The organism is Amycolatopsis ultiminotia (assembly GCF_039536925.1).
In the GTDB taxonomy this organism is placed as follows: domain Bacteria; phylum Actinomycetota; class Actinomycetes; order Mycobacteriales; family Pseudonocardiaceae; genus Amycolatopsis; species Amycolatopsis ultiminotia.
This window is the reverse complement of sequence record NZ_BAAAZN010000019.1, coordinates 151874-174758: the sequence shown is the minus strand read 5'-3', so window position 1 is coordinate 174758 and position 22885 is coordinate 151874. Positions and strand designations below refer to the sequence as shown.

Sequence of the window (22885 nt, the reverse complement as noted above, 5' to 3'; positions counted from 1 at the left end):
GGGAGAATTCCATGCAGACGCCCGACCTCGTTTTCCGAGGCCGCCGCATCACCAGTGACCGCGCCCTGGTGATGGCCATCGTGAACCGCACCCCCGATTCCTTCTACGACCACGGGGCCACCTTCGAAGAAGCCCGGGCGCAGGAGGCGGTCCACCGGGCAGTCGCCGAGGGCGCCGACCTCATCGACGTCGGCGGCGTACCGGCGAGCGAAGGCCCCGAGGTGACCGTCGCGGAGGAGCTGCGCCGCGTGGTGCCCACCGTCGCCTGGGCCCGTGAGACCTATCCCGACCTGGTGATCAGCGTCGACACCTACCGCGCCGAAGTCGCGGACGCGGTGTGCCGGGCCGGTGCGGACCTGATCAACGACAACTGGGCCGCGTTCGAATCGGAGATCCTCGACGTGGCCGCCGAACACGGCGCGGGCTACATCTGCGCGCACACCAACGGTCTCGAACCCCGTGTCGAACTGCCGCGCCCGGAGTACGACGACGTGGTGGCCGCGGTGGTCGAGGCCACCAGCACGCTGGCCGAAAAGGCCGTCGCAGCGGGAGTGCCCCGCGAGGGCGTGATGATCGACCCCTGCATCGACTTCGGGAAGAACACCTACCAGTCGCTGGAGGTGCTGCGGAACGTCGACGCGCTGGTCGCCACGGGCTGGCCGGTGCTGATGGCGATGTCGAACAAGGGCGTCGTCGGGGAAACCCTGGATCTGCCGCTGGGTGAACGGGTCACCGGCACGCTGGCCGCGACCGCGGTGGCCGCACTGCACGGTGCGGCGATGTTCCGGGCGCACCAGGTCCGCGAAACCCGGCAGGTGACCGAAATGGTGGCCAGCATCGCCGGCACCCGCCCGCCGGCGAAGGTGGTACGGCTGCTGTGATGCGCGAGGTCTTCCCGGGCAGCCGCGACCGCACCGGCGCCGATGTCGAGCAGCTCTACCGGTACCCGGACCGCGGCCGGTGGCTCACGGTGAACTTCGTGTCCAGCGCGGACGGGGGGATCACCGTGCAGGGCCGCTCGCGGGCGCTGTCCACCCCCGCCGACCGCGTGGTGTACGGCCTCGGCAGCGATCTCGCCGACGTGGTCCTGCTCGGCGCGGGCACCGCGGTGGCCGAGGAGTTCGAGGGCATGCACCCGGACGAGCAGACCGCGGACCGGCGGCGACGGCACGGCCTTGCCCCGGTCGCGCCGATCGCGGTGGTGAGCACCGGCCGTTCCCTGCCGCCGGACGCGCCCGTGCTCACCAGGACACTCGTGCCGACGATCGTGATCACCAGCGCGGCCACCGATCCGGCCCTGTGCGCGGCCTGGTCCGAGGCGGGCGCGGACGTGCTCGTCGCGGGTACCGGGGACCCCGAGCTGCACGCCATCACCGGCGACCCGGCGCGGCAAACGAGTGCCGGCGCGCCCCGGCCCCCCGCGCGAGCGGGCGACGTGGATCTGCGGGCCGCGGTCGAAACGCTCGCCGGGCGCGGTCTCCGCCGCATCGACTGCGAAGGCGGGCCGCACCTGTTCGCCTCCCTGCTTGCCGCCGGCGTGGTGGACGAGCTGCGGCTCACCGTGTCGCCGATGCTGGTGGCCGGAGACGCCCCGCGGGTCGCGATGGGCGTGCCGATCGATCCGAAGCAGCTCGAACTGCAGACGATGCTGGTCGAGGACAGCACTGTGCTGCTGCGCTATCTGGTGCGCTGAGTCCGGTCAGCGGCGCGAGATCAGCGGGAGCAAGACCTCGTCCACGACCGCCTCGACCTCCTCCGGCGGCACCGCGGCGTTCTCCCAGGCGGCGAGCATGATCAACTGCGGGCCCAGCGCGGCAGTCCGTTCGGTGACCCGCTCCGGGACGGCCGCACCGCGTGCGGCGGCATCTCGCAGGACGGCCAGCAGCACCTCCCGGTGCGGCCGGATCACCAGCTGTTTCACCTGCTCGTACAGCTGCGGATGGCGGTGCCGCTGAGCGAGCAGCGGGCGCAGCGCGTGCCCCCGTGGCTCGTCCATCGAACGGACGAAGTGGCCGAGCATGGCGAGCAGGTCCCCGCGCAGGCTGCCGGTGCGCGGCTGGTCCGGTACCGCGCCGAATCCGGTGGCGGGGTCGGTCAGCGCGGCCAGCACCAGGTCGGCCGGACCGGACCAGCGCCGGTACAGCGCGGCCTTGCCGGTGCCCGCGGCGGCCGCGATGCGATCGAAGGACAGCTCGCCGAAACTGGTCCTGGCCAGTTCGTCCAGCGCGGCGCGGTGGATCGCGCCGGTGAGTGCCTCGCCGCGGCGCCGTGCCCGTGCCTCGTTCATGGCTCCCGATCCCACCAGGTGCTACCGTCGATAGTGAACAGAATTGTTCCTTATTGGAGGGCATTGTGACCGGGCGGACCGCGCTGCGCAACGTACGGGTCTTCGACGGGGACCGGCTCACCGAACCACGCACTGTCGTGCTCGACGGAGCAGTGCTCGGCGACGATCCGGCGGGTGCGCGGGAAATCGACGGTGGCGGCGCCACGCTGCTGCCCGGCCTGATCGACGCGCACGTCCATCTGGAAAGCCCCGAACACCTCGCCGTGCTCGCTTCCTGGGGCGTGACGACCGCGCTGGACATGGCGTGCTGGCCGGCCGAACGCGTCGCCACACTGCGCACGGTGACCGGTGCCGCGGACTTCCGCACCGCAGGGCTTCCGGCGATCGGCCCTGGCGGCAACCACGCCAAAATGCCCGGGATGCCTGCGGACGCGGTCGTACTGGCCCCGGAGCAGGCCCGCCGGTTCGTCGAGGTTCGCGCGGCGGAAGGCGTCGACTACATCAAGGGCGTGGCCGAGGCTCCCGGCAAGGGCGGGCCGCCCGCCGAGGCGCTGCGTGCGCTGGCCGAGGCCGCGCGGGAACAGGGACTCGACACCGTGGTGCACGCCGCGACGCCCGGTGCCTACGAGCTGGCGGTGGCGTCCGGCGCGCGATTCGTCACGCATGTGCCGGTGCTCGGGCGGATCCGGGCCGAAGACGTCGCCGCGATGAAGGCCGCCGGTCAGGTCGCGATCCCCACGCTCACGATGATGGCGGGCGCACTCGGCGTGCAGCGGCCGGGGGAAGCCGGGTCGTTCACGCAGAACGTCGCGGATCTGCACGCGGCCGGCGTCGAGATCCTCGCCGGAACGGATGCCAACGCAGTCGTCGGCGCGCCGTTCTCCGTCCGGCACGGCGAAAGCCTGCACCGGGAATTCGAGCTGCTGGCGGAGGCAGGACTGAGCCCGGTGGAGATCCTGCGTGCCGCGACGATTGCACCGGCACGGGCCTTCGGACTGACCGACCGCGGCGAGATCCGCCCCGGATTACGCGGCGACCTCGTCCTCGTGGACGGCGATCCGACGGTGGACATATCGGCCACGCGGGCGATCCGCGCGGTGTGGTGCGCAGGCGTGGAAATCACCCCGCTGCTTTCGGAAGGACAGGACTGATGGACGACGTCACCGCGATCACCCAGCTGGTGCTGAAAGAACGGCAGGGCCGCGACCGTGGCTGGTGGGACCGGATGCGGGAGTGCTTCGCCGAGGACTCGACGGTGCGGCTGAGCTGGTTCCGCGGCAGCGGCGGCGAGTTCGTCGAGGCCTCGCAGCAGATGAGCGGCCGTGGGGACACCTCCGCGCACCGGCTGAGCCCGCCGGTGGTGCACCTGCGCGAGAACCGGGCGTTCGTGGAAGTGCCTGCGGTGATCGAAATGCGCACCACCCTCGACGAGGTCGAGGTGGACCTGGAGTCCGCGGCGAGACTGTACTTCCGGGTGGCCCGGCACGCGGACCGTTGGCTGATCACCGCACTGGACCCGGTGTACGAGCGGGACACGGTGCGGCCGGCCCATCCCGGCGTACCGCTGTCGATCGGCCCGGCCGAAGTCGCGCAGTTCCGTCCGCCGTACCGGTTCCTGAGCTACTCCCTGACCCGGCGTGGCTACTCCGTCGGCGACGACCTCTACGGCGACGACCGGCCGGAGGAAGCAGCCCGGTTCTACGCGGAAGCGTTCACCTGGCTCGACGAAACCGCTTGACGCCGGGAGCAGGCGTTCCCGGGCTCCGGGCCGGGCGGCTGGGGGCGTCGACCGTGCGGCTCCTTCTTCGCACGGGACCGCACCCGATGACCGCTCAGCCGGGGTTTTCCACCGCCTGATCGGCTTTCTCGAACGCGGAACGGGCCTTCGCCAGCTCGTCGGCGGCCCGCGCGGCCCGGTCTTCGGCTTCGGTGAGCCGTTCCCGCAGATCGGTCACGCGGGCGTCGGCCTGCTCGGCCACCCGCTGAGCACGGACCAGCTCGCGTTCGGCTTCCGCACGGGCTTTGCTCGCCTTCGCTTGCCGGCGGCGCTGTTCCTCGCGCTGCCGCTGCTCGCGCTGTCGCTGCTCTTTCGCCGCCGAGGCCGGGCGGCGATCCTTTTCGGACGATCGTGGCCGGGTGTTCTCCTTGACCGGCAAGGACAGCCACTGGTCCGCCTCCTGGTGCGCTTTCGCGGTCAACCGGCCGGCCAGTGCGATCCGGGCCAGCTCGGGGTCCGCGACGATCGCCTCCAGGGTCTGCTCCACCTCCCGTGCCACGGATTCGCTCAGCCCGGTTCCCTCCCGCCGGATCTGCCGGAGCAGGTCGGCCCTGCGGTGGGCCAGCTCGCGCAGCCGGGTTCCGGCCAGCTGCTCGTGTGCCTCGCGCAGCCGCGCACCCAGCTCCGCCAGTTCACGCAGTGCCGGCGAATCCGCACGCGCCAGCCGGTTCACGAACGCGGCCGCGGCGGTCGGCTTGCGGAGCGCGCGGATGCGGCGGGCCAGCTCGGCGTCGCCCGCGCTCTTGGCGGCACCGGCCGCTGCGGTGCGTTCGGTGACGAACTCCGCCGGGTCACCGGCGTAGAGCCGGTCGGCGACGGTGTCGAAATCCGGGGTGGCCACGTCCGCCACCGAACCACACGAGTAGTCCGAACGCGACGCAGCGCGTAACGTGCAGGTCATCGCCGGTCGAAGGAAGCGGGACGGTGCCCATGACGCCTCCGGGACGGCTCGCGCTCGCGGCCAGCCCCCTGGTCGCCGGTGCACTGCAGGCACTTCAGCATGCGACCGGACTGCCTGTCGCGATGGGCGGGCCGGTGTCCGCCGGATCGAGCACGCTCGTGATCGACCAGCTGCGCGGCACGGCAACCGGATCGCTGCAGCACCTGCGCGTGGATACCGGCGCAGGGCTCGGCGGCAAGGCAGTCGCGCTGGCGAGGCCGTCCACGGTCATCGACTACCTCAATGCACAGGGCATCACCCACAAGTACGACCGTGCGGTGGCCCCGGAGCAGCTGCGCGCGATGCTCGCGGTGCCGGTCCGCGTCGGCACCACCACGCGCGCGGTGCTGTACGCGGCGACGCGGGAATCCGTCACGTTCGGCGATCGTGTGCTGCGCGCGGCCGGTTCCGTGGTGGCCCGGCTGGAACGCGACATCGACGTGGAGGAGGAAGTCCGCCGTCGTCTCGCGGACCCGCCCGCAGTGCCGGCAGGCGAGCAGTCCGACCTGCGTGCCGAACTGCTCGCGATCGCCGGATCGATCCAGGACGATGCGGCCCGCGCCCGGCTGCTGGCGGTGTGCGAACGGCTGGGCCCTGCGCCGGCGCCACCCGGCGGCCCGCTGACCCCGCGGGAGGTCGACGTGCTCCGGCTGGCCGCCGAGGGGTGCACCAACGACGAGATCTCCGCGCGGCTCGGTCTGCTGCCGAACACCGTCAAGTCCTACCTCAAGCACGCGATGCGCAAGCTCGACGTGACCAACCGGGTCCAGGCGGTGAACCGGGCACGCGCGTCCGGCCTGCTGCGCTGAGCACCCACTTTGTGGGGTGGCAGTGGCCACGGCGGCCGGGTCATCATCGCGGAACGGGCAGCGGAGCCCGACGATGTGAAGGGAACGGCACGTGTTCTACGACCTCGGTGTCCGCGATTTCCTCGACCGCGCGGAAACGGTGTACCCGGACCGCGTGGCAGTGGTGGACGAACCCGACCAGCCCGCGTCGTCGTGGGGCTCGGTCAGCTACCGCGAGATCGCCCGGCGGGCACGGGCACAGGCGGCGAACCTGGACGCGCTGGGCGTGCCCACCGGCGGCCGCGTTGCCATCGTGTCGCACAACTCGGCGCGGCTGCTCACCTCGTTCTTCGGCGTCTCCGGCTGGGGCCGGGTGCTGGTGCCGGTGAACTTCCGCCTCGCACCGGCCGAGGTGCACTACATCGTGGAGCACTCCGGTTCCGAGGTCGTGCTGCTGGATCCGGAGCTGAAGTCGTTGCGGGACACGGTGCCTGCGAAACACGTGTTCGTGCTCGGCGAGGACGACGAGAAGATCTGGGGCGGCGAGGGCGAACCGCGTCCATGGGCAGGCGACGAATCGGCCACCGCGACGCTCAACTACACCTCGGGCACCACCGCGCGACCCAAGGGCGTGCAGCTCACGCACCGCAACCTCTGGCTCAACGCGGCCGTTTTCGGGTTGCACACCACCCTCAACGACAACGACGTGCTGCTGCACACGCTGCCGATGTTCCACGCCAACGGCTGGGGCATGCCGTACGCGGTCACCGGCCTCGGCGGACGGCATATCGTGCTGCGCAAAGTGGACGGTACGGAAATCCTTCGCCGGGTGCGGGACCACGGCGTCACGATCATGTGCGCCGCACCCGCGGTGGTCACCGCGGCGCTGGACGGTGCGGCGAACTGGGACGGTGAAATCCCCGGCCGCGACCGGGTCCGGATCGTCGTGGCAGGCGCACCGCCGCCGACCCGCACGATCGAACGCGTGCGGGCCGAACTCGGCTGGGAGTTCATCCAGATCTACGGCCTCACCGAAACCGCGCCGCTGCTGACGGTCAACCGGTTCCGCAGCGAATGGGCCGAACTGGACTCACACGAGCAGGCGAGGCTGCTCGGCCGGGCGGGCGCACCGGCACTCGGTGTGCGCGTCGCGATCGACGCCGACGGCGAAGTGCTGATGCAGTCGAACACCAACCTCGAGGGCTACTGGGAAAATCCGGAGGAAACGGCCAGGGTGCAGGAGGGCGGCTGGTTCCACACCGGGGACGGCGGCCGGTTCGAAGAGGGCTACCTCACCATCGCCGACCGCAAGAAGGACGTGATCATCACCGGCGGCGAGAACGTCTCGTCGATCGAGGTGGAGGACGCGCTGACCTCGCATCCGGCGGTCCGCGAGGTCGCGGTGATCGGCATCCCGGACGAGAAGTGGGGCGAACTGGTCACTGCGCTGGTGGTGACCGACGGTACCGACGTGACTCCCGAGCAGCTGATCACGCACTGCCGTGATTACCTGGCGGGCTACAAATGCCCGAAGCGCGTCGAGTTCCTCCCCGAACTCCCGCGCACCGCGACCGGCAAGATCCAGAAGTTCAAGCTGCGCAAGCCGTACTGGGACGACCAGGACCGCCAGGTGCACTGAGGCGACCGGGCAGTGGGCGGCTCGGCCCACTGCCCGGGGGCAAGCAGCGCGGTCCCGGCCGGCTCAGCCCACTTCGCGGACCAGTTCGAGCGCGCGGGCGAGGGTGGCGAGGCGTTCGTCCACTGTGGTGCCCGCCGGGTACAGCCGGACGGTGTCGATTCCCGCCGCGCGCCACACCCGCAGTCGTTCACCGACCATGTCCTCGGTGCCGATCAACGTGGTGGCCAGCACCATTTCGTCGGTCACCAGTGCGGCCGCGCCGGCGCGGTCGCCGGACTGCCAGCGTTCCCGCACCTGGGTGGCGACCTCGGCCCAGCCCTGGCGGCGGTAAGCGTCGTTGTAGAAGTTCGTGCCGGCGGAGCCCATTCCGCCGAGGGAGAAGGCCAGCTCCTTCTTCCGCCCGCCGACCATCACGCGCAGCTCGTCCTCGTCGGCCGCGAAGGCGACTTCGGCACCTTGGCACACGTCGAGGGCGCTGCGGGCGCGACCGGACTTCGCGAGACCGGCGTCGAGATGCCGGAAGTACGCCTCGCCGGCCCTCTCCGGCACGAAGCTGGTGCCGAGCCAGCCCTCGGCGATTTCCCCGGTGAGCTCCAGCATCGCCGGCGACAGCGCGGCGAGGTAGATCGGAATGTCCTCGTTCGGCCGAGTGGACAACCGCATCGGCCGGGCCTTTCCGGGCAGGGGGAGTTCAAAAGCCCTGCCGGAGAAGGAAATCTTCTCACCGGCAAACGCACTCCGGATGATCTCCACGGTTTCCCGCATCCGGGTGCGCGGCCGCGCGAACGGTACCCCGTGCAACCCCTCGATCACCTGCGGACCGGACGCACCGAGCCCGAGTGCGAACCGGCCTTCGGACAGTTCGGCAAGCGTGAGCGCGGCCTGCGCGGCGGCGACCGGGGTGCGCACGCCGAGCTGCAGAATGCCGGAGCCGAGCCGCAGCCGCCGGGTGCGGGCGGCGAGGAAACCGAGCACGGTCGGCGCGTCCGAGCCCCACGCCTCGGCGACCCAGCACTGGTCGAGACCGAGCTTCTCCGCCTCGACCACGAACTCCAGCGTCTCCGGCCAGCCTGCGGACGCCTCGACCGTGGTGGCCGTGCGCATCACCGCGCCGCCTCGGCCCGCTCCTTGATCGCGCCGACGGTGGCCGCCATCGCCTTCTCGAACTCCCGAAGCCGCACGAAGACGATCTTCTGCTCCTTGTCCGGCATCCGCTCGATCGCATACGACAGCCCCGACGGTCCCGGCCCCAGCTGCGCGCACTGCGTGAGCCGGGTGCCGCCGTCCTCCGGGACGAGGGTGAACCGCCACTTCGCCGCAGGCCACCCCGGATCCCCGACCGCCCAGCCGAACACCCGTGGCTCGTCGTACTCGACGATCACCGACGTCGTCTCCCACTCGCCGAACGACTCGTGCTTGCTGTGCCCCACGAACGAGCGGCCGAGCCCCGGTCCGGTGCCGCCGTCGCACCACCGCACGGACTGCAGTTCGGCACTCAGCTCCGGCATCAGCCCCACGTCCGCGGCGAACCGCCAGACCAGCTCGGGGGAACCGTCGATCCAGGTACCCGCCTCGGCCGTCGGACAGTCCGCGTACCGCGCGCCGGTCCACTCCATTCCGGTGCCTCCTCTGCCGGTGAATCGCTGTTCCCAGCATAGTTGTGTAGATAGACCCAGCATGTCAATGACGGGTCGGCGGCTGGCCGCATGATCCGGTTCAGGACTCCTGCCGCGCGAAGCGCTCCTCGACTTCCGGCCGGCGGGAGAGCCGCTCCGGGAAGCCGGGGCCGCGGCGCATCCGGGTGTCCCCGGCATCCAGCGGCTCGCCGCAGTGCGCGCAGACGACCGTTGCCCGGGTGTCGTGGCCGCAGGCCTCGTGGTGCAGGGTGATCGGCGGGCCGTCGTCGGTGGACAGCCAGCGGTCCCCCCAGGCGGTCATGGCCGCGAGCACGCCCCAGAAGTCCCGGCCCTTCTCGGTGAGCACGTAGTCGTAACGCACCGGTTCCGCCTGGTAGGCGCGCTTTTCCAGAAGTCCCTCGTCGACCAGGCGGCGCAACCGGTCGGCGAGGGTGTTGCGCGCGATGCCGAGCGCCTGCTGGAACTCGTCGAAACGGCGGACGCCGTAGAAGGCGTCCCGCAGCACGAGCGGCGTCCACCAGTCCCCGAGCAGGTCCATGGTCCGGGCGATCGAGCACGGCCACCGCGCGAAGGAAGTGCGTTTCATGGCCGTGAGGGTACGCCGTCCCAGTGTGCAACCCAGCAGCTCAGCGCGGGTAGCCCGGCAGCTCGCACCGAGCGCGGCCGTACCGGGCACCACATCGGCGGGCGGTCCCGGCTCCTTCGCGGCATCCGGCGGGCCCGAGTACTCCATTCGGCCCTTTCTTACTCGTTGTGCTCGGAAATAAAGGCAGAAGATCCGCCGAAGGTTCTATGCCGGATGGACGAAACTTGGCCGGACCGGACAGATTTGCTGCGGCAGGCCACCCGAGTGGGTACTCATCGGCTAGCTTGGCCAGTGGTGGCACCGACAAGGACGGAGTGACACGCATGGCGAAAGGCCGGCGACCCCGCGCGCACCCGCGAACGGTCCGCAGCCGGACGCTCGCCGCGCTGGCCGGCGGTGCGCTCGTGGTGCTGCCCACGGTGGCTTCGTCCGGGCTCCCGGTCCCGTTCCCGAGCGAGGATCGACAGCTCGCGCAGGCCGCACCGGCCCTGCCGCCGGGCGTCACGCTGCCACCGATCGGGGTGGACGGCAGCCTGCCGCAGCCGCCGGACCCGCAGGCGCTGACCGTACCGGGCGAGCACCCGGGCACCGGGTCGGCGACGCCGTCCGGTCCGCTCGGCATCCCCGGCAGCATGCTCCAGGCCTATCGCAACGCGGCCGACGTACTGTCCCGTGAGCAGCCCGGCTGCCATCTGGACTGGGCACTCATCGCCGCGATCGGCCGGATCGAGTCCAACCACGCCCGCGGCGGATACGTGGACAGCCACGGCAACACGCTGGAACCGATCCTCGGTCCGGTGCTCGACGGTTCCGGCGGGTTCGCCGCGATCAGCGACACCGACGGCGGCCGCTACGACGGCGACCGCACCTGGGACCGCGCGGTCGGGCCCACCCAGTTCATCCCGTCCACCTGGGCGGGCTACGCCTCCGACGGCAACGGCGACGGGGTGTCCGACCCGAACAACAGCTACGACGAAACCCTCGCCACCGGACGGTATCTGTGTTCCGGCGGGCTCGACCTGTCCAGCGGGCAGATGCAGGCCGTCGCGGTGCGCAGGTACAACAACTCGCAGTCCTATGTGGACACGGTGCTCGGGTACGCGGCCGCGTACCGCAACGGGGTCTCGAAGCTGCCCGACAGCGAGGTGCCGATCGGTGCGCCACCCGGTCCGGGCGCGGCACAGGCCGCGGCGGGCGGCCCGGCCGCGGCACCCGCTCCGCCGGCACCGCCGAGTGCCACCCCCGGCCCGCCGTCCGAGCTGCCCGGCAGCACCACGCCGACCAGTGGCACCACCAGCTCGTCCCCCACCAGCGACACCCCCACCAGCTCGAGCCCGACCAGCGACACCCCGACCAGTGACACCCCCACCTCGACGACGCCGACCTGCCCGAGCACGCCGACCAGCACCACGGCGACCTCTACCACGCCGACCAGCACCACCCCGGCAGGCAGCACACCGTCGTGCCCGACCACGCCTCCGCCGTCCACCGGCGATTCGAGCAGCAGCACGCCGGAGACCACCAGCACCACGCCGAAGAACTGACGCCGCGTTCGTATAGTGCGGGCAATGCCGAGCACCGGAGCGAACGTGACCTGGAATCCCGAAGCCCTGCCCGAGCTGTCCGGCCGCGTCTTCGCGGTCACCGGCGGCAACGCCGGGATCGGCTATTTCATCACCGAGCAGCTGGCCGCCGCCGGTGCGCACGTCGTCCTGCTCGGCCGTTCCCCGCAGCGGCTGCGCACCGCGGTCGCCACGCTGCGCACCCGGCTCGGTGCGGCCGAGCTGAGCACGATCCCGCTCGATCTGGCCGACCTCGACTCGGTCGGCAAGGCGGCCGAAGAACTCGTGCGGCTCGGCCGGGTCGACGCGCTGATCGAGAACGCGGGCATCACGGCGCCGGGCCGGGTCCGGCGCAGCACCGCGCAGGGCTTCGAACTCGCCATGGGCACCAACCACCTCGGGCACTTCGCGCTGACCGCGCTGACCATGCCGGTGCTCACCGCGTCGGCCGCACGGGTGGTCCCGATGGGCAGCCTGATCACCCGGCTGCGTCCGTTCGACCTCGACGATCTGCAGTCCACCCGTTCGTACTCGGATTTCCGCTCCTACGCCCAGTCCAAGCACGCGGTACAGTCCTTCGGCTTCGAACTGGACCGGCGGCTGCGCGACGCCGGTTCACCGGTGCGGTCGATCGTGGCGCATCCCGGGCTCAGCCTCGACCAGTCGAGCCCGGACCGCCGCGGCATCACCACCAGGGTGCCCGCGTTCCGCCTGCTCGCCCCGATCATCCAGGGCAAGGACCACGGTGCCTGGCCCGCAGTGCGGGCCGCGGCGGATCCGGCCGCGGCAACGGTCACCTGCTTCGGTCCGGCCCGGATCAGCACCGGCGCCCCGGTGCCCGGCACCGCACCGGCCGCGTCCCGCGACCCACGGCGGGCAAGCCGTCTGTGGACGATTTCCGAAGAACTGACCGGGATCCCGTTCCGGATCGGCGAACCCTGACGCCGCCACCGGAGATCGCGCTCGTTTCCCCCATCGGCGACACCCGGCGTTGCGGCCCGGTCGGTCGGTGCCCACCGGCCGGCGAGCTCGCCCGGACGCTCCGGATGAGCCACGGGGTGACGATGCCCTGCTCGATAAATGTCCACAATAGACTCGCGAACGGCCGTATCGTCCGGCCCGGTTCTCGGGGCACCTTCTCCGAACTGACGAGTCCGACCTGCCCGAAAACGACACCACGACGCGCAGCGACCGCACGCCACCAGCCGGACAGCGTGGCCGTACGCGGGGTCGAACTCGGTGACGAAGATACACCGGTTTCCGGCGGACAACGGCGAGTCCATCGCCAGCCGATGCCTGACGGCCGCGATCCGGGCCGAGCCCGGCACGGTGGCCCACGGCCTGCGCCGACGCGCCTGCCGCCGCCGAACCCACCGGCCCGGGGTGACCACGGCCAGCTCGAACCGTTGTGCGGCAGGAAGTTCCACAACGAAATCCCCCGCGACACACTCGGCGAGCGTCTTGCTCTCCGGGTCAGGCGCATTGGAGTCCACATCGGACCAATTCGATGTACGCCGTGGACCCGTCCTGCTCGGCACCGAACCCGATGAGTACGAGCGACGAGGTCAGGACCACCCGCCTCGCCGTGCCATGACCGACGCGCCGACGGTGGTCGTGCTCGTGCGGACCTCCACCGACTTCTCGCGCCTCCTGCGCATTTCCGGCCCGAGTTGTACGAGTCGGCCCAGCGGCCGGTCAGGAACTCCGGCGGGCCGCCCGGTCCCCGATGCCGTCGAGCAGCCGGTCGAGGCCGAATTCACAGGCGTCCGCGGCCTGTTCCGCGGTGGGCCGGTCGAAGCCGCCCGCCAGCCAGGTGCGGTTCATCGCCGGATGCGAGCCTGCGTCGAAATACGTTTCCCAGAACGAGTATCGCTGGCCCCACCAGGCGTCGTTGGACTGTCCGGTGCTGCTCTCCAGGTAGTGGCTCTCCGCCTCGACCGCGGCGTTCGCGTCGATGTAGCCCGCCACCGAGTTCGCCGCCGCGGCGACCTCTCGTGCCGGCAGGCCGAGACCGTCCATGATGGACAGCAGGTATTCCTGGCCGGCGAACTGGCCCGGCCCGAGCACCGGGCGCACCCACGAGGTCTCGCGCAGCCACGGATGCCTGCGGTAGGCGGCACGGGTGCGTTCGGCGTAGAGCTTCACCTGCGCCCGCCAGTCGCCGGTGCGGGGTTCACCGGGTGCGGGCAGCTGTCGTTCCACGAGCACCTCGTCCACCATCAGATCGACCAGTTCGACCTTGCCCGGCACGTAGGTGTAGAGCGTCATGGTCCCGGCGCCGAGTTCCCTGGCCACGCGGTGCATGGACGTGGCGGCCAGCCCGTCCGCGTCGGCGACCGCGACGGCCGCGGCGACGATCCGCCCGATGGTGAGCGTGGGACGACGGCCGCGGGCCGGTTCGGCCGGTTCACCGCCGGTCCGATCCCGCCACAGCAACGCCAGCGTGCGATCGAACTGCTCGCGGGTCGCACTGCCCGCGGCTTGGCTAACCGCGGCATCGCTGCCCGCGGGGTCGCTGCTCCCGAGGCGGTTGCCCGCGGCATCACTGCCCCCGAGATGGCTGCCCGCGGCTTGGTTGCCCGCGGCATCGCTGTCCCCGAGATGGCTGCCCGCGGCTTGGTTGCCCGCGGCATCACTGCCCCCGAGATGGCTGCCCGCGGCTTGGTTGCCCGCGGCATCGCTGCCCGCGGGGTGGCTGCCCGGATCGGGCGCCGTCCGGTCGTGGCCTGCGGGCCGGCGTTCAACGGTCATCGCGTCCCGCTCCCCTGCCCGGTTGGTTTCCCGGATGATACCCAGAGGATCGGGACCTTGGTCCCCTCCGCCCGCGCGGCGCGGCCGCTACCGTGAATCGGGAACGGAGGTGATGGCCGTGTCGAACCGCAAACCGCCGGGCGCGTCGTTCGGCTCCTGGGTGGAACGGCAGATCGCGGCCGCGGAGTCCCGCGGCGACTTCGCCGACCTGCCCGGTGCGGGCAAACCCCTGCCCCCGCCGACCGGCCGGGACGCCGCGACCGACTGGGCGATCCGCCGGGCCCGCGAAGGCGACCTCGACCCCAGCGCATTCCTGCCGGCGTCACTGGCGCTGCCCCGCGAAATCCAGGACCTGCCCGCGAAACTCGCGAAGGTGCGTACCGAGCAGAAAGTGCGCGAAATCGTCGAAGACCTGAACGAGCGCATCCGCGAAGCACACCGCCGTCCGCAGGACGGCCCTCCGCTGCGCGCAATGCCCTTGGACGTCGAGGAGACCGTCGAAAGCTGGCGAGCCGGGCGTTCGTGATCCCGGCCCCACCCCGACCCGAGTGGGCATTGTGGACACTCACCGGATCGGCCGTCCGCGTGTTATCGCCGCTGTCCCGCGCCTCCACTCGCCACCGCACCGGACTGCGCGGCGTCGCCTGCCCCCCGGATGGCGGCACCGGCAAGTCGTCTCCGGCTACGCTGGGTGGTCCGTGGTGAAGGGAAGACGACTGTCATGCGTGGACTACGCCGGGGTGCCCTGCTGGGTGTCGCGTTGCTGCTGCTCTTCGGGGAACCCTGGTCGGTGCTCGTGCTGCTGCCGGAGTGGCCGGTCGCCGGGACGATCGTCGGGACCGTGCTGTTCGCCGGTGCCGCGCTGGGGGCTCCGGCGCTCATGGTCCTCGGCCACGGACCCCGGCAGAGCGACCGGGCCGCTCGGCTCGGGGACGGACTGCTCGGCACGATCTGGGTGCTGTTCGCGTGGAGCGTGTTCGGCCACCTGCTGCGGCTGGTCCTGCTGCTGTCCGGTGTGGACGATCCGGCACGGCCCCGGATCGTGGCCGCGGCCACGGTCGTCGTCGCGGCCGTGCTGCTCGGCGTCGGCAACCGGATCGCGATGCGCGTGCCGCCCGTCCGGGAGGTCGAGGTCGTGCTGCCGCGGCTCGGTGCCGGGCTCGACGGGCTGCGGGTCGCAGTCGTCACCGACACCCATTTCGGGGCGATCGACCGCACCCGCTGGTCGGAGCGGCTCGTCGCCGAGCTGAACCGGCTCCGGCCGGACGTCGTGTGCCACGGCGGGGACCTTGCCGACGGACCGGTCGCCAAGCGGCGCAAGCAGGTCGACCCGCTCGGCGGCGTCGAGGCGCCGCTCGGCCGGTTCTACATCACCGGCAACCACGAGTACTTCGGCGAGGCACCGGCGTGGCTGGAGCACATGGCGGGCCTCGGCTGGGACACCCTGCACAACCGCTCGACGCTGATCGAACGGGACGGCGCGCGGCTGCTGTTCGCCGGCATCGACGACCCCACCGGCGCCTCGTCCGGGCTGCCCGGCCACGGTCCGGATCTGCCCGCCGCACTGGCCGGGGCCGATCCGGACGTCCCGGTCTTCCTGCTGGCGCACCAGCCCAAGCAGGTCGCGCAGGCGGTCGAGGCCGACGTCGACCTGCAGGTGTCCGGGCACACCCACGGCGGCCAGATCTGGCCGTTCCACCTGCTCGTCCGGCTCGACCAGCCCGCGTTGTCCGGCCTGACCCGGCACGGCCCCCGCACCCAGCTCTACACCAGCCGCGGCGCGGGATTCTGGGGTCCGCCGTTCCGCGTGTTCGCGCCGAACGAGATCGCCCTGCTCACCCTTCGCCGCGGCTGAGCATGGCGATCCGGGCCCTGATCTTCGACTTCGACGGCACGCTGGCCGACACCGAGGCCGCGGTACTGCAGTCGTGGCAGGAGACCTTCGCCGGTCACGGAGCCGAGCTCCCGCTCGACGTCTGGCGCACGGTGATCGGCACCCAGCACACCGCGGCCACGATGTTCGCCCTGCTGCGCGAACACGTCGCAGACCTCGATCCGGAGACGGTGCGGTCCGCATTCCGCGCCCGCGTGCGGGAACTGCTGGCCGCCGACGGCCCCCGTGCGGGAGTCCTCGGCTATCTCGACGAGGCCGCGACGCAGGGACTCGCGCTGGGCGTCGCGTCGAGTTCGTCCGCAACCTGGGTACGCGGCCAGCTCGACCGGCTGGGGCTCGCGGACCGGTTCACCACGGTCGAGACCGGGGACCGCCATCCGGCCAAGCCGAGCCCGGACACCTACCTCGCCGCGCTGCATGCGCTGGCCGTTGCGGCGGACGAGGCGCTCGCCTTCGAGGACTCGCCGCACGGCGTCACCGCGGCGAAAGCCGCCGGGCTCACCACGATCGCAGTGCCGAACCCGATCACCGCACCGCTCGACTTCGGCAAGGCGGACCTGGTGCTGCCGTCCTTCACCGCAACGTCACTCGGCGAACTGCTGACCCGGTTCGGCTGACCCGCCACCAGCAAGGCGCTCGGCCGAGCGCCCGGCGCGGTTCGGTCAACCGAGCTCGAGCCGGTCCAGGAACGCGCGCTGGCCCTTGACCAGCTTCTCCCGCGCGGTCTCGAGATCGAACCACCCGACCCGGTCCAGCTCGGGAAACTGCTGCACCTTCCCGGACCGGGGCGGCCATTCGAGATCGAACGTGCCGGGCACGACCGCCGCCGGATCGAGGTCCGCCTCCACCGCCCAGGCACGTACCACCTTGCCGGATTGCCGGACCTCACCCAGCTCCCGCCACGGCCCGTCCGGCGCGGGCAGCCCCAGCTCCTCGGCGAACTCGCGCCGGGCCGCGGACTCAGGCTCCTCGCCGTCGGCCAGCTCCCCTTTCGGCAACGACCATGCCGCTTCGTCCTTCTTCGCCCAGAACGGCCCGCCCATGTGCCCGAGCAGAACCTCGACCCGGTCCCCGGACCGGCGGAAGAGCAGCAACCCCGCACTGCGCCTGACAGCCATCGGCCCAGTCTGCCCGCCACCGGCCCCCGGGACGGAACCGGCCGGGAAAAGTTCCCACCCCGTGTCGATCCGACACGGGCCCGTTCGACGCAGGGGTGAAGGCAGCCGAAAAGCCCAGGAAGGACCCACCGCCATGCGTACCGACACCACCCCGACCACCAACCGGACCGCGCACCCCACCCAGGACGCTCACACCCACCGGACCGGCACCGGCCCACACCCCCACGCCAGCCAGGCCGACACCAACCCACACCCCCACACCAACCAGGCCGACACCAACCCACACCCCCACACCGGCCGGAACGGCGCTGATCAGCCAGCCGTCACCGACCAGCCCACCGCCACCGGCCAGGCCACCGTCGGCCAAACCGTTCCTCCCGCCCGGACCGGAGTCGCCCCGGGCGCCGCCGTATCCGTCGCGGGGACCCCATCCACCGCCATGTCCGCCACCGAGTCCGCCGCCACGCCGCAATCCGCACTCGCGGCGACCGGGTCGTCGGTGCTCGATCGGGTCCGTCCGGTGGTACTCGGGCTGTTCCGGATCGTGGTGTCGTTCCTGTTCCTGTGCCACGGTGCGCAGGGCTTCGGGCTGCTCGGCGGGGTCGACGGACACGGGATGGCGGTCCCGTTCGGGCTGTGGCCGGGATGGTGGGCCTGCGCGATCGAGGTCGTCGGCTCGCTGCTGGTGCTGTCCGGGCGGTACACGCGGGTCGCCGCGCTCGTGCTGTCCGGGGTGATGGCCTACGCCTACTTCACCGTGCACGCCCCGGTCGGCCTGCTCCCGCTGCAGAACACCGGTGAACCCGCAGCGCTGTACTCATGGGTCTTCCTGGCGATCGCCGTGGTCGGCCCTGGTGCGTTCGCGCTGGATCGGCTGCGCCGTCGCTAGAAACGACCGACTTTCAGCGCCGAACGCCATTCGGCTCGCGGTGCAGCACCAGCTTCGGCGGGGCGGCGGGTACGGATTCCGGGCCGGGCTCGGGCTCCGCGGCCCGCCGCCGGTGAAAGGGCACGAGCTCGCGCAGCATCTCCCGGCACGCCCAGCCCAGGACCAGCACCGAACCGACCAGCACGACGACGAGCACCGTTTCCACCGGGTACCGGGTGAACGCACCGAGTTTCGCCAGCAGGAATCCGAGCACCATCCCGATCAGCAGCGTCAGCGCGGCGGGAAACGCCACCGCACGGCCACGGGTCTCCGCCACCACGACCCCTTTCACCCGGAATCCACCGGGTCCCCGGCCGGCCCCGAAACGGCTCGGCATCCCGGCCCCGACCAGCGGAAAAAACAGGCATTGAGCATACCCGCACACCGGACGTCCCGGATCCGGCAAGTCACCCGTTGGGGCGAGTGGAAAAATGTTTCCGCCGTACCACCGCAATACTGCGTGAATTCTGTTCGGATTCAGCGGGCGGAGGCACGCACTTCGCGCAGAGTCGTCACCGCACGCAGTACTTCCGCATACCTGGTGTACAGCGGAGCCAACCCGAACCTCAGCACGTCCGGCGGGCGGAAATCGCCGAGCACGCCGCGCTCGTGCAGCGCGGTCATCGTGCGTTCGCCGCCGGGATCGTGCACCGACACCTGATGCCCGCGCGCAGGTCCCCGTGGGGTCGCCGCTTCCGTACCGGGCAGCAGACCGTCGAGACAGCGGAAGAAGAAGTCGCCGAGCGCGAGGCCTTTTTCCCGCAGCACCGCGAGATCCACGTCGTCCCACACATCGAGGGCGGCGTCGAGTGCCAGCAGCGACAGCAGGTCCGGAGTGCCCGAGCGGGCACGCCCGGCCCCGGTGGCGGCGCGGTAATCCGGCTCCATCGCGAACGGGTCGGCGTGCCCGGCCCAGCCTGCGAGCGGCTGGTCGAACGTGTCCCGCCACCGCCGCGCCAGATAGACGAACGCAGGCGAACCCGGGCCGCCGTTGAGGAATTTGTACGTGCAGCCCACCGCGAAGTCCACTTCGCACTCGTCGAGCCGCACCGGGATCGCGCCAACGCTGTGGCAGAGGTCCCAGACCACGAGCGCACCGGCCCGGTGCGCGGCCGCGGTCACCGAGGCCATGTCGTGCAGCCGTCCGCTGACGTAGTCCACGTGGTTCGCCAGCACGACCGCGGTCCGCTCGTCCACCGCAGCGGCCAGCCCGGCCACCGGCACCCGGCGCACTGTGTGCCCGGTGAGCCGCGCGACCTGACCGGCCACGTATCCGTCGGTGGGGAACGTCCCCGCGTCCAGCAGGATCTCGTCCCGGCCCGGGTTCGCGCGCACCGCGGCGACCAGCGTCTTGAACACGTCCACGCTCGTCGAGTCCGCCACCACGACCTGCCCCGGCCCGGCACCGACGAGCGGCGCGATCCGTTCCCCGACCCGCTCCGGTGCCGCCCACCAGCCCTCGGCCCACGAGCGGATCAGCCGGCGGCCCCATTGCTCGCGCACCACCGTGGTCAGCCGCTCGGCCACGTGCTTCGGCGGCGCGCCGAGGGAGTTCCCGTCGAAATAGGCGACCGCAGGGTCGAGGTCGAACTCCGCGCGTTTCGCGGCGAGCGGGTCTGCGGCGTCCAGCGCGGCTGCCTCCTCCGCCAGCTCACGAGCGGCGAGCGGGTCGGTCATCGGCACTCCTCACCGGACGGGGGCTCTCATTCAAACAGGCACTCCGGCCCGCGACGGCCGGCGGGTGAATGCCGGGGTGCCGGTGCCCGCCGGGCTGGCCGCGATTCTCTGTTCCGACCGGCCCGGAGGTCCTACAGTGACCGGCACCACGCATCGTCACCAGGAGGGGCAGGCGTTGACCACCTCGCAGACCGCAGCAGCCGAGCAGACCGCGACCGAGCAGGCCGAAGGCCAGACGATCCCGCGCCTGCTGCACCGCAACGCCGTCGAGTACGGCGATCTCCCGGCGATCACCTCGCTGGATATCGCCGGACATCCGACGCTGACCTGGCGCGAGTTCCACACCGAGATCGCCGAGGTGTCCCGTGGGCTGGCCGGACTCGGCCTTTCCCGCCGCGACCGGATGCTGATCATGGCGCCGAGCTCCCCGACCCATTTCGTCGTCGACCTGGCCGCGGTGCACCTGAACGCGATCCCGTGCACCGCGTACGCGACGCTCAGCCCGGACCAGATCCGCTACGTCGCCCGGCACAGCGCGGCCCCGGTCGTGGTGCTCGCCGGTGCGGACCAGCTGGCGCGCTGGCTGCCGGTGCTCGACGAGCTGCCCGCGCTGCGGCACGTCGTGGTCCTCGACGCGGACGCGATCCCGGCCGGGGACGACCGGTTCGTCGCGTACTCCGCGGTGCGCGAAGCGGGCCGGAAGGCCCTGGCCGCGGATCCCGGCGAGTTCGAGCGGACATGGCAGTCGATCACCCCGGACGACCCGCTCGCGATGATCTACACCTCCGGCACCACCGGTGACCCGAAGGGCGTCGTGCTGTCGCACCGCAACGCGATCCACGAGGGATACGCGGTGCGCAAACTGCACCAGGCACCGATGCACGTCACCAACGTCGCCTATCTCCCGCTCGCGCACATCGCCGAACGCGAGCTGTCGATCTACCTGCCGATCCTGTGGGCCGGTCACGTGCACACCCTCGCCGACACCTCCGGCGTGGTGGCCGCGCTCGGTCAGGTGCATCCGCAGAGCTTCTTCGGCGTTCCGCGGGTGTGGGAGAAAATGGTGGCGGGCTTGAAGAACATGCTCGCCGGCGTGCCGCAGGACCGGCGTGCGGCACTGGTGTCGGCCAATGAACTGCTGCAGCAGGGTTACAAACTGCGCAGCGCCGGCGAGGAGGTCCCCGCCGAACTGGCCGCCCGCATCGCGGAGGCCGACGAGAAGGTGCTCGCGCCGGTGCGCAGTCTGCTCGGACTGGACAAGATCCACGTCGCCTCCAGCGGCGCGGCCGCGCTGCCGGTGGAGGTGCTGTACTTCATCGCCGGGCTGGGCGTCGAGATCGAGGAGGTCTGGGGACTGTCCGAAACCACCGGCGCGGCCACCGCGAACGGCGCACGGGCCTTCCGCGCGGGCAGCGTCGGCAAGCCGGTCGACGGCGTCGAGGTGAAGGTGGCCGACGACGGTGAACTGCTCGTGCGCGGCCCCATCGTGTTCCTCGGCTACCTGCAGCCGGACGGCACGATCGCCTCGGCAACCGACGCCGAGGGCTGGTTCGCCACCGGCGACATCGGCACGATCGACGACGACGGCTTCGTCACGATCACCGACCGCAAGAAGGAACTGATCATCACCTCCAGCGGCAAGAACATCGCGCCGACCCGGATCGAGGGGCTGCTCAAGGAACACCCGCTGATCGGGCAGGCGGTCGCGATCGGCGACGACCGGCCGTACGTGACCGCGCTGATCGTGCTCGACGACGAGATCGCCCCGCCGTGGGCCGCGGCACAGGGCATCGAGGCGGCCGGCCTCGACGAACTGGCCGAACACGAGCAGGTGCGCGCCGAGATCGACCGCGCGGTCCAGGCCGCGAACGACCGGCTGGCCAGGGTCGAGCAGATCAAGCGCTACCACCTGATCACCCGCGCGTGGACGCCGGAAACCGGTGAGCTGACCCCGACCCTGAAGCTCAAGCGCCGGGTGATCGACGCGCGCTACCGCGACGAGATCACCGGGCTCTACCCGGCGTGAACGGTCAGGCGATCCGGCTCGGGGTCTCCGTCCACTTGCGCAGCCGGGGCGGGACCCGCTTCTCCAGCCCGTAGTTCTCCAGGTGCGCGGAGAACACCTCGTCGAACGCCCGCTGCACGGTCTCGGTGTCCCACACCGGCCGTTCGAGGATCGGCTGCTTCAGGTACGGCTGGCCCATCACGTGCAGCTGCGGACCGTTGCAGCGGATCATCTGGCCGGTGATGCCGTCGGCACCGGGGCCGAGCAGGAACAGCACGACCGGGGCGATCCGCTCCGGCGTGCGTTCCGGCGGACAGGCACGCAGTGCCCGTTCCGATTCCCACACCATGCGGGTGTGCGCCACCGGGCACACCGCGTTCACCCGCACGCCGGACTCCTCCAGGTCCAGCGCCCAGGAGTAGGTCAGCGACGCGACCGCGCCCTTGCTCGCCGAGTAGACACCCAGTTTGCGCTGGCCCAGCGACGCACCGGAGGAGATGTTCACGATCGAACCGCCGGTGCCGGAGCCGACCATCGCGCGGATCGCGGCCAGCCCGGTGTACATCACGCCGAGCACGTTCACCTCGACCAGCTGCCGGGCGCGCTCGGCGTCGTCGTCCCACGGCAGAGCCTCGTAGTTGAGCCCGGCGTTGTTCACCAGACCGTCGATCCGGCCGAACTCGGCCACGCAGCGGTCCACGATCGACTGGGCCTGTGCCGGATCGGCCACACTGTGCCCGCTCGAAACCGCGCGCCCGCCGTGCTCGCGGATGGCCGCCGCGGTCCGCTCGGCCAGCTCCGCGTCGACGTCGTTGCACAGCACCGCGCCGCCTGCCCGCGCCACGTGCACCGCGAACGCCTCGCCGAGTCCGCGGCCCGCACCGGTCACGACCACGGCTTTGTCCTGCATGAGCCTGTCCATACTCACTCCCCGATCGCTGCCCCGGCGGGACGAGGGCCCGCTCCGCCGGTCACTTCCAGTGTTGGGCCATTCGGCGCAGCGGGCGCGCTGATCACGACGAACGGCGGGTGCGCTGCGCCGAACGAGGGACGGCCGATCTGCCCCACGTATCCGGGGGCAGATCACCCGGTGCCGTACGCCCGATCGGCGAAAACGGCACACCGGCGGGTAATCGGCGGCATACTGGCTGTCGTCCCCTCGCGCCGGTGCCGCCCGGAATCGGCCCGAAGTGTGACGTCACGGCCGGAGTCGTCACCGGCGCGGGCAGAATGCGGAAGGCACCACGTTCACCCGGCCGGGAAGGGGGAAGTGATCATCTCGTGACGGCCGAACCG

General features: G+C 71.5%; 23 protein-coding genes. 13 read left to right on the top strand and 10 right to left on the bottom strand.

The window, feature by feature from the left end; translation table 11 throughout:
- Positions 1-11 precede the first annotated feature (11 nt).
- On the top strand, positions 12-881 hold the full coding sequence (gene folP / locus ABD793_RS33990) for a dihydropteroate synthase (RefSeq protein WP_344867382.1): 870 nt from the start codon (positions 12-14) through the stop codon (positions 879-881).
- Positions 878-1693: a dihydrofolate reductase family protein gene (locus ABD793_RS33985; RefSeq protein WP_425548811.1), complete on the top strand. Its 816-nt coding sequence runs from the start codon at positions 878-880 to the stop codon at positions 1691-1693. The genes folP and ABD793_RS33985 overlap by 4 nt, the downstream gene beginning before the upstream one ends.
- A gap of 6 nt (positions 1694-1699) precedes the next feature.
- On the opposite strand, the gene ABD793_RS33980 is transcribed toward ABD793_RS33985, so the two are convergent.
- Positions 1700-2287: a TetR-like C-terminal domain-containing protein gene (locus tag ABD793_RS33980; RefSeq protein WP_344867380.1), complete on the bottom strand. Its 588-nt coding sequence runs from the start codon at positions 2285-2287 to the stop codon at positions 1700-1702.
- A 65-nt stretch (positions 2288-2352) separates the two neighbouring features.
- On the opposite strand from ABD793_RS33980, the gene ABD793_RS33975 reads away from it, so the two are divergent.
- Together ABD793_RS33975 and ABD793_RS33970 are read left to right on the top strand one after the other, a co-directional pair.
- Positions 2353-3438 carry an amidohydrolase family protein gene (locus ABD793_RS33975; RefSeq protein WP_344867379.1) on the top strand — a complete coding sequence of 362 codons (1086 nt, stop codon included), beginning with the start codon at positions 2353-2355 and terminating at the stop codon, positions 3436-3438.
- Positions 3438-4025, top strand: coding sequence for a nuclear transport factor 2 family protein (locus tag ABD793_RS33970; RefSeq protein ID WP_344867378.1), 588 nt, complete (start codon positions 3438-3440; stop codon positions 4023-4025). Before ABD793_RS33975 ends, ABD793_RS33970 begins: the two co-directional genes overlap by 1 nt.
- Positions 4026-4119: 94 nt before the next feature.
- Here ABD793_RS33970 and ABD793_RS33965 read toward each other — a convergent pair whose 3' ends face one another.
- On the bottom strand, positions 4120-4965 hold the full coding sequence (locus ABD793_RS33965) for a hypothetical protein (RefSeq protein WP_344867377.1): 846 nt from the start codon (positions 4963-4965) through the stop codon (positions 4120-4122).
- 29 nt (positions 4966-4994) lie between these two features.
- Here ABD793_RS33965 and ABD793_RS33960 point away from each other — a divergent pair, with 29 nt between their 5' ends.
- Together ABD793_RS33960 and ABD793_RS33955 are read left to right on the top strand one after the other, a co-directional pair.
- Positions 4995-5813, top strand: a complete 819-nt coding sequence (locus ABD793_RS33960; RefSeq protein WP_344867398.1) for a helix-turn-helix transcriptional regulator — start codon at positions 4995-4997, stop codon at positions 5811-5813.
- A 91-nt stretch (positions 5814-5904) separates the two neighbouring features.
- Complete coding sequence (locus ABD793_RS33955) at positions 5905-7431, top strand: AMP-binding protein (protein WP_344867376.1); 1527 nt, start codon at positions 5905-5907, stop codon at positions 7429-7431.
- A gap of 63 nt (positions 7432-7494) precedes the next feature.
- Here the strand turns inward: ABD793_RS33955 and ABD793_RS33950 are convergent, their stop codons facing one another.
- The 3 genes from ABD793_RS33950 to ABD793_RS33940 form a co-directional block, all read right to left on the bottom strand.
- On the bottom strand, positions 7495-8535 hold the full coding sequence (locus ABD793_RS33950) for an LLM class flavin-dependent oxidoreductase (protein WP_344867375.1): 1041 nt from the start codon (positions 8533-8535) through the stop codon (positions 7495-7497).
- A complete protein-coding gene (locus ABD793_RS33945) occupies positions 8535-9047 on the bottom strand; it encodes an SRPBCC family protein (RefSeq protein WP_344867374.1) in 513 nt (170 codons plus the stop codon). The genes ABD793_RS33950 and ABD793_RS33945 overlap by 1 nt, the downstream gene beginning before the upstream one ends.
- A gap of 100 nt (positions 9048-9147) precedes the next feature.
- Positions 9148-9654, bottom strand: a complete 507-nt coding sequence (locus tag ABD793_RS33940; RefSeq protein ID WP_344867373.1) for a winged helix-turn-helix transcriptional regulator — start codon at positions 9652-9654, stop codon at positions 9148-9150.
- A 323-nt stretch (positions 9655-9977) separates the two neighbouring features.
- On the opposite strand from ABD793_RS33940, the gene ABD793_RS33935 reads away from it, so the two are divergent.
- Positions 9978-11198 (top strand): lytic transglycosylase domain-containing protein, encoded by a 1221-nt coding sequence (locus tag ABD793_RS33935; RefSeq protein WP_344867372.1) that lies wholly within the window; start codon positions 9978-9980, stop codon positions 11196-11198.
- A gap of 24 nt (positions 11199-11222) precedes the next feature.
- Entirely contained in the window at positions 11223-12158 is a 936-nt protein-coding gene (locus ABD793_RS33930; RefSeq protein ID WP_344867371.1) for an SDR family NAD(P)-dependent oxidoreductase, read from the top strand.
- A 753-nt stretch (positions 12159-12911) separates the two neighbouring features.
- Here the strand turns inward: ABD793_RS33930 and ABD793_RS33925 are convergent.
- On the bottom strand, positions 12912-13967 hold the full coding sequence (locus ABD793_RS33925; protein WP_344867370.1) for a TetR/AcrR family transcriptional regulator: 1056 nt from the start codon (positions 13965-13967) through the stop codon (positions 12912-12914).
- Positions 13968-14085: 118 nt separating this feature from the next.
- Between ABD793_RS33925 and ABD793_RS33920 the strand changes: the two genes are divergently transcribed.
- The 3 genes from ABD793_RS33920 (at position 14086) to ABD793_RS33910 (ending at position 16478) form a co-directional block, all read left to right on the top strand.
- Complete coding sequence (locus ABD793_RS33920) at positions 14086-14493, top strand: DnaJ family domain-containing protein (RefSeq protein WP_344867369.1); 408 nt, start codon at positions 14086-14088, stop codon at positions 14491-14493.
- Between the two features lie 195 nt (positions 14494-14688).
- Complete coding sequence (locus ABD793_RS33915; protein WP_344867368.1) at positions 14689-15822, top strand: metallophosphoesterase; 1134 nt, start codon at positions 14689-14691, stop codon at positions 15820-15822.
- A 2-nt stretch (positions 15823-15824) separates the two neighbouring features.
- Positions 15825-16478 (top strand): HAD family hydrolase, encoded by a 654-nt coding sequence (locus ABD793_RS33910; protein ID WP_344867367.1) that lies wholly within the window; start codon positions 15825-15827, stop codon positions 16476-16478.
- Between the two features lie 45 nt (positions 16479-16523).
- Here the strand turns inward: ABD793_RS33910 and ABD793_RS33905 are convergent, their stop codons facing one another.
- Positions 16524-16979 carry an NUDIX hydrolase gene (locus ABD793_RS33905; RefSeq protein WP_344867366.1) on the bottom strand — a complete coding sequence of 152 codons (456 nt, stop codon included), beginning with the start codon at positions 16977-16979 and terminating at the stop codon, positions 16524-16526.
- A gap of 439 nt (positions 16980-17418) precedes the next feature.
- Here ABD793_RS33905 and ABD793_RS33900 point away from each other — a divergent pair, with 439 nt between their 5' ends.
- Positions 17419-17868, top strand: a complete 450-nt coding sequence (locus ABD793_RS33900) for a DoxX family protein (RefSeq protein ID WP_344867365.1) — start codon at positions 17419-17421, stop codon at positions 17866-17868.
- A 13-nt stretch (positions 17869-17881) separates the two neighbouring features.
- Here ABD793_RS33900 and ABD793_RS33895 read toward each other — a convergent pair whose 3' ends face one another.
- Positions 17882-18199: a hypothetical protein gene (locus ABD793_RS33895; protein ID WP_344867364.1), complete on the bottom strand. Its 318-nt coding sequence runs from the start codon at positions 18197-18199 to the stop codon at positions 17882-17884.
- A 185-nt stretch (positions 18200-18384) separates the two neighbouring features.
- Positions 18385-19584 (bottom strand): kynureninase, encoded by a 1200-nt coding sequence (kynU, locus tag ABD793_RS33890; protein ID WP_344867363.1) that lies wholly within the window; start codon positions 19582-19584, stop codon positions 18385-18387.
- 175 nt (positions 19585-19759) lie between these two features.
- On the opposite strand from kynU, the gene ABD793_RS33885 reads away from it, so the two are divergent.
- Positions 19760-21610 carry an AMP-dependent synthetase/ligase gene (locus tag ABD793_RS33885; protein ID WP_344867397.1) on the top strand — a complete coding sequence of 617 codons (1851 nt, stop codon included), beginning with the start codon at positions 19760-19762 and terminating at the stop codon, positions 21608-21610.
- Between the two features lie 4 nt (positions 21611-21614).
- On the opposite strand, the gene ABD793_RS33880 is transcribed toward ABD793_RS33885, so the two are convergent.
- Complete coding sequence (locus ABD793_RS33880) at positions 21615-22511, bottom strand: SDR family NAD(P)-dependent oxidoreductase (protein ID WP_344867362.1); 897 nt, start codon at positions 22509-22511, stop codon at positions 21615-21617.
- Positions 22512-22885: the final 374 nt, after the last annotated feature.

What these genes read in the sequence shown, in the direction of transcription:
- folP (WP_344867382.1), top strand. Translation starts at nt 12, where the DNA reads ATGCAGACGCCCGACCTCGTTTTCCGAGGCCGCCGCATCACCAGTGAC.
- ABD793_RS33980 (WP_344867380.1), bottom strand. Translation starts at nt 2,287, where the DNA reads ATGAACGAGGCACGGGCACGGCGCCGCGGCGAGGCACTCACCGGCGCG.
- ABD793_RS33970 (WP_344867378.1), top strand. Translation starts at nt 3,438, where the DNA reads ATGGACGACGTCACCGCGATCACCCAGCTGGTGCTGAAAGAACGGCAG.
- ABD793_RS33965 (WP_344867377.1), bottom strand. Translation starts at nt 4,965, where the DNA reads ATGACCTGCACGTTACGCGCTGCGTCGCGTTCGGACTACTCGTGTGGT.
- ABD793_RS33960 (WP_344867398.1), top strand. Translation starts at nt 4,995, where the DNA reads ATGACGCCTCCGGGACGGCTCGCGCTCGCGGCCAGCCCCCTGGTCGCC.
- ABD793_RS33950 (WP_344867375.1), bottom strand. Translation starts at nt 8,535, where the DNA reads ATGCGCACGGCCACCACGGTCGAGGCGTCCGCAGGCTGGCCGGAGACG.
- ABD793_RS33945 (WP_344867374.1), bottom strand. Translation starts at nt 9,047, where the DNA reads ATGGAGTGGACCGGCGCGCGGTACGCGGACTGTCCGACGGCCGAGGCG.
- ABD793_RS33940 (WP_344867373.1), bottom strand. Translation starts at nt 9,654, where the DNA reads ATGAAACGCACTTCCTTCGCGCGGTGGCCGTGCTCGATCGCCCGGACC.
- ABD793_RS33935 (WP_344867372.1), top strand. Translation starts at nt 9,978, where the DNA reads ATGGCGAAAGGCCGGCGACCCCGCGCGCACCCGCGAACGGTCCGCAGC.
- ABD793_RS33930 (WP_344867371.1), top strand. Translation starts at nt 11,223, where the DNA reads ATGCCGAGCACCGGAGCGAACGTGACCTGGAATCCCGAAGCCCTGCCC.
- ABD793_RS33925 (WP_344867370.1), bottom strand. Translation starts at nt 13,967, where the DNA reads ATGACCGTTGAACGCCGGCCCGCAGGCCACGACCGGACGGCGCCCGAT.
- ABD793_RS33915 (WP_344867368.1), top strand. Translation starts at nt 14,689, where the DNA reads ATGCGTGGACTACGCCGGGGTGCCCTGCTGGGTGTCGCGTTGCTGCTG.
- ABD793_RS33910 (WP_344867367.1), top strand. Translation starts at nt 15,825, where the DNA reads ATGGCGATCCGGGCCCTGATCTTCGACTTCGACGGCACGCTGGCCGAC.
- ABD793_RS33905 (WP_344867366.1), bottom strand. Translation starts at nt 16,979, where the DNA reads ATGGCTGTCAGGCGCAGTGCGGGGTTGCTGCTCTTCCGCCGGTCCGGG.
- ABD793_RS33900 (WP_344867365.1), top strand. Translation starts at nt 17,419, where the DNA reads ATGTCCGCCACCGAGTCCGCCGCCACGCCGCAATCCGCACTCGCGGCG.
- kynU (WP_344867363.1), bottom strand. Translation starts at nt 19,584, where the DNA reads ATGACCGACCCGCTCGCCGCTCGTGAGCTGGCGGAGGAGGCAGCCGCG.
- ABD793_RS33880 (WP_344867362.1), bottom strand. Translation starts at nt 22,511, where the DNA reads ATGGACAGGCTCATGCAGGACAAAGCCGTGGTCGTGACCGGTGCGGGC.